General features: G+C 44.8%; 3 protein-coding genes. 1 reads left to right on the top strand and 2 read right to left on the bottom strand.

The window, feature by feature from the left end:
* Window positions 1-189: 189 nt before the first annotated feature.
* Entirely contained in the window at window positions 190-11,175 is a 10,986-nt protein-coding gene (locus tag A3761_RS28450) for a thrombospondin type 3 repeat-containing protein (protein WP_231881155.1), read from the top strand.
* A 105-nt stretch (window positions 11,176-11,280) separates the two neighbouring features.
* Here the strand turns inward: A3761_RS28450 and A3761_RS04410 are convergent, their stop codons facing one another.
* On the bottom strand, window positions 11,281-12,567 hold the full coding sequence (locus tag A3761_RS04410) for an iron-containing alcohol dehydrogenase (protein WP_068510746.1): 1,287 nt from the start codon (window positions 12,565-12,567) through the stop codon (window positions 11,281-11,283).
* Window positions 12,568-12,634: 67 nt separating this feature from the next.
* A partial coding sequence (locus tag A3761_RS26890) for a hypothetical protein (protein WP_068749891.1) occupies window positions 12,635-13,668 on the bottom strand: 1,034 nt, incomplete at its 5' end.

Genomic DNA, 13,668 nt, shown 5'->3' with positions numbered 1-13,668 from the left:
GTCGAATCAAGCGACCTAAGCGGAAATCAAGTTCATAGCAACGTTTCTTCTTTTACGACCCAATCGCAAAGTGTCTCTAATGGTTTTGAAATTATTTCACAGCCTGTTATTGAGCGTTTGACGGGTAACAGCATCACTTTAAGTTGGAAAACGAATCGATACTCAGATAGCCGTCTAATTTGCGAATCGGTGAACGGGATTAGCGAGGTAAATAAAACAGAATTAAGCAAAAACCATCTTCTTACTCTAATTGGATTAGAGTTTAATACTGCATATCGCTGTGTGGTTTATTCGACGGACATAGAAGGTTTTATTGCTAGCAAAGTGATTGGTGCTTTAAGTACAGAATTTGTAGATTCAACCCCGCCAAACTGTATAACACCACCTACAGCCCAAGCATTTGTTAATTTTGCCGAAGTCACTTGGGAAAGCAGTGAGCTAGCAGTAATAAGCCTTAACTACAGGGAAAAAGGAGCAAGTACTTGGAGTCAGCAGGCGAATTCAGAATTAAGAGAGACGGGACTAGAATTACTGAACGGGCTATTACCTGACACCAATTATGAGTATCAAATAAGTTTGACTGATGTTGTAGGTAATAGTGCTGATTGCGCTATAGCGGAGTTTAACTCTGGAACTGAAGCTAGTGCACCTGAGCTCCCTGCCCCCTTATTTACAATTCAGCCTTTCGTTAGTGATGTTAGCGCGTCTAGCGCAATCGTCAACTGGTCAACAGAAAAGGCATCAACAGGTCAAGTTCGTTATGGCCTCACGTCTGACGAAATGAACCAGCTTGAATCCGATTTCAACTTTACCGCCGCTCACGCTATCGCGCTTAATAACTTGCAAGCAGAAACAACTTACTTTCTTCAGGTAGATGCTTTCAATTCTGAAGGTGAGCAAAGTATTAGTGAGACGATAAGTTTTACAACGGAGTCAAACCCAACAACCGAGCTAATACCGCCGAAAATTATTTCGGGTCCATTCGTAAAAAACATAAGTGACGTATCTGCAGTCGTAGAGTGGGTGACGGATAAGGAATCCGATAGCACGGTCGTAATTAGCGGAGGTGATACATTTTCCCGCCAAGATCTAACGACTAATCATTCTGTAGTATTAAGCGGCTTATCAGCTGATACTGCCTACGAGACGCTTGTATTTTCAATTGATGATAATGGCTTAAGTTCTGAGCAAGTGCCAGCTAACTTTAGAACATCCCCCTTACCCGATTCCGATTTACCATTTTTTGTCACCGGACCAACTATTAGCTCAATAGACTATGACAAATTTACCGTATCATTTTGCGCTGATGAGCCGGTAACAGCTCTTGTTACTGTCGTCACCGTCGGCACGGAAGACAGCAGCGATTTTCCCCTTGATAGTGCCGCTACTTGTCACCAACTTGTTGTACCTAGCCTTACACCGCGTACGCAGTATTCAGTTGTTGTTGCTATCTCCGATATTGCTGGAAATGGGCCTGTATTAAGCTCACCACAAACGGTAACCACACTATTTGAACTTGATATTTCTGCACCTGAAATAACTGGACCCATCGTAAGTGACATAAGCCAAACGACCGCAATCGTTCGCTGGACGACTAACGAAGCAGCAGATAGTGGTGTTTCCTATACGGACGGGAATAGCACTAATACGCTTCAAAGCGAGCCCTTGGTTCGTTCGCATGAAATGTATTTAAGTGGTCTAGATGCTAATACTACTTATGTCTTAAGGGCGTCTTCCACTGATGCAGCCGGGAACGGGCCGAGCATTTCCGCGCCTGTTGAATTTACTACTTTAGCTTTGCCTGACACGACAGCACCTCAAATTATCGCAGGGCCTATTGTTGAAAATATTACAGTTAGCAGCGCAGACATACTTTGGTCAACTACCGAGTCTTCATCTCGTACGGTTCGTCTGGGGCTAAGCGAAGAGTCCCTAGATCAGACTTTTACTCTAAATGGATTTTCTACTGAACACAGCGTTCCTGTTTTCAACCTTGCTGCCGACACCCGATATTACTTTAGGGTCGAGTCTTCAGATCTTTCTGATAATACCGTTACCAGTAATGTGCTTTCATTTAAAACCTTATTACCCGGTGTTGCGCCCGTTACACTAGAAATTGTAGCAGAGCCAGTCATAGAAAATGCCAGTACTGATTCGCTGACTGTTAGCTGGAAAACAAATCTTGATGCTGATAGCCGGTTAGTCTGTGAGGCTGAGCAAGCTGTTAGCGAGTTTGAGCAAGCAACAACATTCTCCAGCTCTTCGCAAATTGCACCCTACTTTGCTGCTGCGCCAACCCGGTCAATTGAAGAACAATACATCGTTTTACTAAAAGAGCCCGAAAACGCAACGCAGAGCTCAAGCAGAAATCGCAGCATATACTCCCCTTCACCGATCAGCCCGCAGTTTTTCGGGCTCTCTAAAAACCAATCTCCTGAGCAGCGTAAGGCATCAGTTCAGGCATTGGCTACTGATATATCTAACAAAGTCAAAGCGAAGGCGGTGCGCCAATACTCCAGTTCAGTTCCTGGTTTTGTGCTAAAAATAAAAGCTGAAGAATTACAGAATCTTCGCAACGACCCTCGCGTACTTTTGATAGAGCAAGATCAGGTAATGAGTGCTAGCGTAACGCAAAACAGTGCGACATGGGGCCTTGACCGAATCGATCAAACTGCTTTGCCGCTTGATACCACCTATAGCTATGAGCTAGATGGTAGTGGTGTAAATGCCTATATCATCGACACGGGTATACTTACTTCGCATAGTGATTATGCAGGTCGAGCTACAAGTGGTTGGGATTTCATTGATAATGACGCAGACGCTTCTGACTGTAATGGCCATGGTACTCACGTTGCTGGAACCGTTGGTGGCAACACTTGGGGTGTTGCAAAAAATGTAAATATGACAGCGATTAGAGTACTTGATTGTAATGGTTCAGGAACAGCTTCGGGCGTAATTGCAGGTATTGATTGGGTAGCAGCAAATGCTAAATTTCCTGCTGTAGCAAACATGAGTCTTGGTGGCGGAAATTCAGCGGCACTAGATGCTGCAGTAAACCGGGCGATTGATGCTGGAATTACTTTTGCTGTAGCGGCGGGTAATTCAAATATAAATGCTTGTTCCGGGTCGCCAAATAAAGTACCTGCTGCGATCACAGTTGCGTCGTCAACTCGATATGATAGCCGCTCAAGCTTCTCAAATTGGGGAGCATGTATTGATATATTCGCGCCAGGCTCAGATATTACGTCGACTTGGAGCAATGGCGGTACCAATACTATTAGTGGTACCTCAATGGCAACACCACATGTTGCCGGAGCGATAGCACTCTATTTGCAGGCTCACCCAGATGCTTCGCCGGCTGAAGTAGCTTCGAGTATGACTGGATATGCTTCAACAGGTTTGATCAGTCGCTTAAATGGTTCACCAAACCTTCTACTTAATATAGCTTTCGATGGTGAGACTGAGCTGCCAAGCCCTCCTCCAACGCCACCGCTTGAAAAAGTCACTTATGAAATAAGCGATCCGCAGAGAGTCAAGCACCATTTGTTAACCTTAACGGGCTTAGCTGCTAATACGACTTATTCTTGTAATGTTTATTCTTCGGATATCACAGGCGATACAGTTAGTGCGCCGCTAAGAGGCTCAACGGCAGCTGTACCAGATACAGAAGCCCCAGAATGTGTCGGTGAACCCTCCGCAACGGGCTATGTCGATTCGGCACAACTTACTTGGTCTTCAAGTGAGCTGACTACCGCATTGCTTAATTACCGCCCCGTTGGCGCGGCTGACTGGTTAGAAAGTGGCACAATCAATTTATCTACACAAGATTCTCTGCTACTTACAGGCTTGACTCCCGAAACGGAGTACGAACAACAAATCACTTTAACTGATGTGGCGGGTAATAGTGCTCAATGCCCGTTAGGATATTTTGAAACTATCGCACCAGGAACGATTCCAGACGCGGTATTTAGCTTGCAGCCCGTTGTAAGTAATATCAGCGAGCATAGTGCTACGGTCAGCTGGAGTACCGTCCAACCATCTACTGGCAATGTCCGCTATGGTGAGGCCGACAGTGATTTAACTAAACTTCGTTCAGATAATCGTAGCCTCAGCAATCACAGCCTGGAGCTTTTGAATCTCGAAGCTAATACCATGCATTACTTGCAGGTTGATGCATTTAATATCCTTGGTGAGAAAACTAGTAGTGAGATTGTTAGCTTTACAACGCTTCATTTCGATAATGACTTTGATAATGACGGTGTAAGTAATGATGTGGATAACTGCCTGTTTACGCCAAACCCAGACCAAATCGACAGTGATAATGACGGTGCCGGGGATGCTTGTGACCCGCCTGTATTGGTCGACAATGACTTCGACAACGATGGAATACTGAATGATGTTGATAATTGCCCGACCACGCCGAACGCTGATCAAGCTGATAGCGACAACGATGGTTTGGGTGACGCCTGCGATGCGCCGAATAATAATGACAATGACTTCGATAATGATGGCGTACTTGACGACAACGATAACTGTCCATTGGTTCCAAATGCTGATCAAGCTGATAGCGACAATAACGGTATTGGCGATGCTTGTGACGCCCCCTTAGTATCTGACGATGATTATGATAACGACGGCATACTGAATGATGTTGATAATTGTCCGTTAATTCCAAACACTAACCAGCTTGATAGTGATAATGATGGAGTTGGTGATGTTTGCGATACCCCGGCCCTAGCTGATTACGACAGGGACGGTATTCCAGATGAAAGCGATAACTGCCCTTTGATTCCGAATAACGATCAGGCTGATCGTGATAGCAATGGTGTTGGCGATGCTTGTGATGTTCCGCTTATCTCAGACGACGATTATGACAATGACGGTGTACTTGACGGAGTCGATAACTGCCCATTAACACCTAACCCGGATCAAATTGATAGTGATAACGACGGGATTGGTGATGCCTGTGATGCGCCTATCGTTATCGAAAATGACTTCGATAACGATGGAATACTTGACGAAAATGACAATTGTCCACTAATACCCAATGCAGATCAGAGTGATCGTGACGCTAATGGTATTGGCGATGCATGTGATGTCCCCGAAATTATTTCACCACCGCCACCGGAATTAGTTGGTATTAGCTTAAGTGGTGTAGTTAATGGTGAGGGAAGCCCCGTTGGAGGAGCCGAAGTAGCAATCTATAATAGTCAGAAACAATATCTGAGTTCTGTGGCTACATCGTCGGACGGTGCGTACTTATTTGAAAATATGAGTGCTGGCGATTATTTCATTGGTGTTACTCCGCCATCAGAAAGTGGCCTCAGCAATCCTACCCTGCAGGAAATAAGTATTGCTGGTCGCGACGTCGTTCACTTGATTACATTGATAGGTGACGCACTGACCTTATCTGGTTACCTAAAAGATAGTCAGGGGCGCGTGATCGATAAGGTTCAAGTAAGCTTGCATCAGCAGAGCACTGGTAACCAGGTGGGCAATAAAGTACTCACTGATACACAGGGTTATTTTGAATTTGCAGTATCGCCGGGCAACTATAAGCTAAGACCTTTACTCGATGTGTTTAACTCAGCTAGCGTTTCGGCAGTTCCTGCTTATCCAGTACCCGATTACGCGGCAATTTTTCATGAGCCGCAGAATATTCAGGTTAGCGCGAATACTTCTCTCGATATTACGCTGCCACTTGCTTTGCTTTCCGGTAAGACTGTGGATGCCTTTGGCAACGCAGTGCCTGGCGTTGCGCTAACAATTCAACATCAATTCTCTACGACGACTCAGGACTACTATCTCGAAAACTATGCGACAGACTCCTTAAGCAATGCGATATCTGACGATAATGGCGACTTTGAATTCGCGATTTTCACTGATCAGCCAGTCGACATTATGCTTACGCCTCCGGGAGCGCGCAACGACCTAGCTGTGACAAGTATCCAGGATTTCAGTATCAGTGAAGATACACGTCAAAACTTCACTTTAGTCGAAGGTGTATCGCTTTCAGGTGTCTTGCAGGACACGCAGGGTCGACCTATAGACAATACTAAACTCAGCTTGCACCTCCAGGAAAATGACGCCCAAGTTGGCGGCGCTGTTTATACAGACGAAAATGGTACTTATCAATTTCAGGTTGAGGCAGGCACCTACAAAATTAAGCCTCATTTGAACCCTTTTGGTCGTGGCGAAGATTCAAGACCAGCCTATCCCTTACCTGATTTTGCAACGGTGTTGTTTGCAGAAGAAAATATTGTTGTTGAGTCTGCTACGGTTCAAGATGTGATCTTGCCAATGGCCATTTTGAGTGGAACCGTTAGCGACAAAAATGGCGCACCAGTTGCCGCTACGCGCGTGACAATTAGCCATATCGCGTATCAGCAAAATGGAAACAGTGACAAAGGTTTCTATCTGGAGAGTCAGGGCAAGTCGCCTGCGACACATGCTTTGAGTGACGCAAACGGTGAGTTTTCAATAGCGCTGTTTACTAACCAAAGTACCGATATTAATTTTGTGCCGCCGCTAGGCAATCAGCTTGTTAGTAGTACGCTAATTAGTGATTATGTCATTGCGCAGGATACAGCTGATTCTTTCGTTTTAGCGCAGCCTTTCACTTTATCTGGCTACCTGTTAGATGAGCAGGGCAACCCGATAGACCATACAATGATTACCGCACATAATCAGAGTAATCGTCAACTTGCTGACACACCCGTTCTCACCGACAGCGAAGGTTATTTCGAGTTTAAAGTTTCCTTTGGAAACTATCAGTTAAGGCCTTACTTACAGACCCAGAATCAAGTTGATGACGAGGGTGTTGTTACGGCTTACCCTGTACCCGATTATGCTGCAGTTTATTACGCTGCCAGAAATATTAGTGTTTTCGCTAATACCTCAGTTGATGTAACGATTCCAATGTCAGTATTAAGTGGAAAAGCACTCGATGCCAACGGCGTCGCTGTTCCGGGTGTTAAATTGCGAGTAGATCATGCATATACGCGTGATTCGATCAGCTACTACATGGAAAATACTGGTGATGGCATCAACAGTAATGCGATCAGTGACAGTAATGGTGAGTTTGCATTCGGCTTATTTACAAATCAAGAAACTGGCATATCAGTTAATCCTCCAGAAAGTTCAGGGTTCGCTATCACCAATGTTAGCCATACTATTACCCAGGAAACCAGTGAAGATATCTGGCTAATTCATAGTGATTTTGCAGTACCAACAATTATTGCTGGTCCTTATGTTAAGCATATCACCGACTCAAGCGCTGTTATCGAATGGACAAGTGATAAACCTGGCTCAAGCATTGTAGATTTATCAAACGGCTTACGTTATCAATCAGACACACTAAGCACTGAGCATAGCGTCGTCGTGACAGGGTTGGGCCCCGAGACTCTTTATCAGGCAGATGTCCATTCATTAGATAAAGATGACAGGGCCTCTGAAACACTAAGTACCAGTTTTACAACGCTTGCTGTACCGGATTATCGGGCACCCCTGATACTAGAAGGCCCTTATGCATCAAATATAACGCATGAGCAATTTACCTTATCTTTGTGTGCAGATGAGCCGGTTAGAGGCTCGATATATGTTGATGATCAACACTTCACTCTTTCGGATTTAGCGATTTGCCATCAAATTCTTATCGAAAGTTTGAGTCCGAATACTGCGTACACAGTTATTGCTGAAGTAAGTGATGAGCAAGCTAACGGCCCTACAACAAGTCAGGCAATGACTGTCACCACCCTGCCCGCCCCCGACATCAGCGCTCCGAACATCTTACTGATGCCAATGGTTATTGACATTTCCGATACCAGTGCGACAGTTATCTGGACGACGGATGAAGCATCAACAAGTGGTGTATCTTATAACGATGGCAGCCAATACCATGTGGTAAGTGATCAACGTTTTGTCTTAGAGCACTCAATGCCTTTGGCAGATCTTTTACCTGAAACAGAATATACCTTAACGGTATCTTCCACAGACAGGCATGGAAACGGCCCGACTATCAGCACGCCGATAACCTTTACAACCCTGGCCTCACCAGACACCATGGCACCCATTATTATCGGCAGCCCATTAATACTGAATATTACACATCAAAGCGTCGTCATTCGCTGGAAAACTAGTGAGCCTGCAACGACTCGTCTAGTAATCGGTACTTCGATAGATGAACTTGAGCAAATTGAAAGTAAAAACGGTTTAAGGGCTTCGCATACTTTGCCAGTGACCGGCTTACAGCCTGATACATTTTATTACTTCCAAGTTCAGACCGCTGATGCGCAAGGTAATCTTGCAATGAGTGAGGTTATGTCCTTCCGCAGTAAAGTTAGAGGCCATCAAGGCGATCCTCACTTTATGTCGGAAGTGGAGGTTCTCGAACTTAGCGGTGCCACGCTGAGTGTCTACTGGGAAACCGATGTAAACGCTGATGCGCGATTGGTATGTACAAGCGCCGCCGCGACGCTTGAAGTGCACGTATCTAAACCAACTAAGAAACACACGCTTACTTTGACCACTTTAGTGGAAGGTAATAGCTATACTTGTACGGCATATTCCACTGATCATCACGGATATACAGCAAGCAAGCAAATTAATACGCTTATCGAAGTTGCCTCTAGTAAGCTAAGAAGTATTTCAACAAGTTCAGACAACACTGCGCCAATTCTGACCGCAACACCGGTTCTTGAAAGTTTCGGTGAGCTTGCAAGCTTAAGCTTAGTAAGTGATGAATTGTCGGTTGTATTTGTAGAATATAGACCTGAAGGTTCTGCTGATTGGCAAGCAGCGGGCTCACAATCCGAGAAGCTGGCACACTTTATTCTTCTTCAAGAGCTAATCCCCAATAGCAGCTATGAGCTACGATATGTGTTGGCTGACATTGTGGGCAACCAAACATCTTTCCAAACAATTTCTTTTAACTCCGGTAGCTTGATCGATCTACCCTTGCCTGCTTTCAGCTCGCAGCCGGACGCAAGCTTTATTTCAACAAACACAGCGCTTGTTGAATGGGCTAATACCGATCAAGCAATTGGCCAGGTAAGCTTTGGTACGGCGATTGATGACTTATCTTACAAAGAAGCCAATATAGATAGTGGACTGAGTCACCAAGTGAATCTTGTGAACCTTGATCCTGCGACTCATTATTATGTTCGTGTAGACGCTTATAATTTACTTGGCGAAATGGTTAGCAGTGACACCCTTAGTTTTGTTACGTCTGCTACAAGCGATAATGCAGACAGTGATAATGACGGCTTGCCGGATGTATGGGAGATCCAGTTCGGCTTGGACCCACAAGATGCCAGCGATGCATTTATTGACCAAGACAACGATGGTTTGAGCAACCGAGAGGAATTCGCTGCGCAAACTGACCCTAATAGCGCTGATAGCGATGTGGATGGTATTCCAGATGGTTGGGAGTTTGATCACAACCTCAACCCAAATGATGCAGCAGATGCTAGCCTTGATACTAACAATGACGGCATAACGAATTTGGATGAATTCCTTAGTGCGGCAGATACTGAGGCGCCGGTGATTGATTTGGTTTCTGAAATTACGTTGGCGTCTAATGGGCCATTAACTGCAGTGCCAATGAGTAATATTAGTGCAAGCGATAATGTTGATGGAAGTGTCGCGCTTATTAATTTAGATGAGACCCACCTACCACCGGGGCATCACATAGTTAACTGGCTCGCAGAAGACTCGGCCGGTAATAGAACAATTGCCAGCCAGTCTATACAGATAATACCGCAACTTTTGTTAAGCAAAGCTCAGGTCACAAGTGAAAACAATCGTGTTTCAGTTAACTTGAGCTTATCTGGGGAGGCACCAGTTTACCCTGTGCTTGTTCCTTACAGTCTTGGTGGTACAGCTAACGAAAATGATTACGACTTACTTACTAGCTCAAATGTCACCGAGCAGTCCACTAAGGTCAGCGGTGTCGTCATTTTTGACGAAGGCATGACTGCCGAGCTAGTACTAGAAGTCTTAGATGACCAAATTGTTGAAAGTGATGAGCAGCTTATCGTTACATTTAATGATCCGGTCAATGCGGTGATAGGTGCGAACGAGCAGCATCAGATCACGATTACAGAATCGAATATTGCCCCTAGATTAAACGTGACCGCAGAGCAAAATGGTTTGGCGCTTACAACGCTCAGTTCAGGTGAAGGCTTGGTGACTATTCATGCGCTTGTTGATGATTTAAATTCGGCTGACTCACACTCATTTGACTGGAGTAAAACCGACAACCAGCTAGTAGACCTTGACGGCGACTCAAGAACGCTTACCTTTGATCCGGTCAATTTAAGTACAGGCGTATATATCGCCGAAGTGAGTGTTACAGACAACGGTACGCCAAGTAAAGCTTCAAATGCACGTATAAATCTTAGAGTGATTGATACCTATCTTACATTGTCGGCAAATGACGATTCTGATGGTGATGGAGTCAATGATTTCGTCGAGGGGCGACTAGATTCCGACTATGATGGTATCGCTGACTACCTTGATTTTATTGACGGTTCAGCTTTGTTGCAGCACCGAGTAGGCAGTGACGATGAATATCGCTACCTAATGCAGGTTGAATATGGAGCGTCTCTATCCTTAGGCACAGCCGCTATGACGGACCCTAATGGCGGCGCATTACTCAGTGCGTTAAATCTGGGGGATATGGGATTAGAAACTGATGCTGAATTCGACTATGCCAGCGGCCTATTTGATTTCGAAATTCATAATGTGTTGCCAGTTGGAAGTAGTATTCAACTCGTTATTCCGCTTATAGAACCGATTCCTGAAGAAGCAGTGTATCGTAAATTAGATCCAATATACGGCTGGCAGAACTTTGAACTTGATAGCAATAACCAACTATATTCAAGTGCAGGAGAGCCAGGCATTTGCCCTTCTCCTGGAAGTACTGCTTATCAACCAGGCTTAACGCAAGGCCACAACTGTCTAATGATGCTAATAGAAGATGGCGGTGCCAACGATGCAGATGGCCAGGCTAATGGTACTGTGCTTGATCCAGGGGGCGTTGCCAGCTTAGTTTCTGAACCAGTAACTGAACCCACTACGAGCAAGGGTGGCAGTGGTGGCGGTTCAGTCTTCTGGATGCTGTGGCTTGTAGCGTTGCTTGGTTTAAAGCGAATTACACTAAGAGAGCGCCTTTAATTGAGTTTTATATCTTACGTACCAGAAAACCTGGTGCGTAAGATAAACGGGTATTTAATTCCCTCTATGACCCGCAGTGACGCTGTTTAGTGGGTTACGTAATCCTTAAATGTCGCTGGCTCGGCCAGAGATAGCGCTGAGCATTTCTTCTGCCTCGTCATAAGACATGTACTTTGCAACGGCGTAGGTTGAGTTAGCTTCTTTAAAAGCACCCTGAATAATTTCAGAAAAATCTGAGCGTTTTATTTGAGGTATCGTGTTCTCGATATTTAGCGTAGAAATCAAATTTTTGACTTCACTAATAAACGCTTCAGCTAGCACTGTATCATTATCATTTCTGCTGCCGAGACCCAGGCATTGTGCAAGTTCAGCCAAGCGTGTCGTGCTCGCAGCTTTAGTGAATTCAAGCACATAAGGCAGAACTTTTGCATTGGATTCGCCATGGGGTAGTTTGTACTTAGCACCTAATTGGTGGGCAAAAGCATGCACATACCCTAATCCGGCGATATTTATCGTTAAGCCTCCGTAGTACGAAGCCAGCGCCATCTTCTCTCGTGCTTTAGCATTGTTGCCACGTTTGTATACCTTCGGTAGGTTTTCAAAAATCATTTGAATACCTGAACGAGAATAATAGTCAGACTCTTCGTTTGCCATGCCGCTTAAATAAGATTCGACAAGGTGGGTTAAGGCATCCATCCCGGTTGCTGCAGTAATAGCAGGAGGAAGGCCCTTCATTAAATCAGGGTCTAGTGCCGCTACTAAAGGAACTATTTTTGTATCAATAACAAGTTCTTTTTTGTGGGTAATGCTGTCAGAAATAACGGCACCAATGGTTGCCTCAGAGCCAGTACCCGCAGTGGTGGGAATTGCAAAGAAAGGCGCAGAAGGTTTCTTGCCCTTTAAAATGCCAACCAGATCTCGAGGGCTCACTTCGTTACTTGCAGCTAAAGCAATAACTTTAGCAGCATCAATTGAAGAGCCACCACCAATAGCCATTACAGAATCACAGTTTTGCTGTCGATACTTACGGAGGCCACTTTCAACTACTGTGAAGGTAGGGTCAGGCTCTACTTCGGTAAATAGTGAATACTTCATCCCAGAAAGATTTAACTGTTCAAGTACTGGGTCGAGAAGGCCCGTATCGTAAAGTGCCTGGTCAGTAACAATCAAAAGTTTATTGAGGCCAAACTGAGAAACCGATTCACAAAGGTTGATTGATGCACCTTTGCTCATAAAGATCGTCGGTTTTGGAATGTTAAGTAAATAGGTAACGGCCTTAAGACCCGTTACATATCCCTTGCCTACTAATTGATTCTTGAAACGGGAGAGCTTCAATGTGTTGACAATTTTGGATTCCAATTCGTCGATTACCTTTGGCACTTTTATCGTCATACTTGCACTCCTTAAGGTTATTTTTGTTTTTGAAGCTTGCCGTAATTACGCGCTTATTACTAAAACTTTATTTGACTAGCTCGCTAATGTTAATTTTTACTTGTTGCTCGGAACCTAACTCAACCAGTTCAGCTCGGCCTTCAAAATCGCCACTTGCTGCGCTAACTTGACCCGACTTGGAAACACGCGCAGTAACATTTACGAGCTTAGCATCGGAAAGCTTAGCTGCAGGACTCATTGCGTCAGCGTCACTCAAGTTAATTGTTAGAGGAAGCTCAGAAACAGTATGTCTACTTGCAGCAAGAGGCGGGCTAGCTTGATTCGCGTTTTCAGCGTTTTTTACAAATACAAACACGGTATCACCGGGTTTAACTGAGCCGAGAAGTGTTTCATCAAGCGATACGAATACATCAATTAACGAACCGCTGCTGTCGCTGGAAAAATCTGACAGTTCGATACCTGCACGGCGCTGCGCTTCATTAATGCCTTGTTTCATCTGGCCGGCGGCCGGATGTTCAGGATAAGCCTCTAAAACTTTAGACCAGTACTCAATAGCTAGTGAGAAGTCCTCAGACGTAAACGCATTGATTGCTAATAAACTTAAGGTATTTGGTTCGTTTGGGTTTAGTTCTAATGCCTTGTCAATCGTACCTTTAAGCGCGTCGGTGAAAATGCCCTTGGATGCGTAATATTGAGCCTGAGCTGTAATTCCGTAGGTTGCAGCAAGATCTTGATAGTTTATCTCGGGAGCCTCTTTTAACAAGCGAGTAACTTGTTCGAATGCGTCGACAGCAAGAGAATAGCGCTCGGTGTTCATTGCGGTGCGTGCTAGCAGGCCCCAGCCTTGAATGTTATTTGGGTTATCTTTTAGCTTGGCGTGTAATTGTTCGAGTAAGGCAGAGATGTCACCGTTTCGTGCTTGCTCAGTGGCACTAGCGAGCTCTGCATTACTTTCACTTCCTTCAAGATAGGCAACAACATCGTTGTAAGCGCCATAGTGGTTATAAAGAGCGGCGCTTAGTGCGACAACAACGGATACGCTGCCAAGTATAATTCCAATTGATGAGAATTTACTTAGCGAACTAGAGGTGGAATCAGAGT

It is taken from the genome of Oleiphilus sp. HI0123 (genome assembly GCF_001635315.1).
This window is presented reverse-complemented; position numbering and strand designations above follow the sequence as displayed.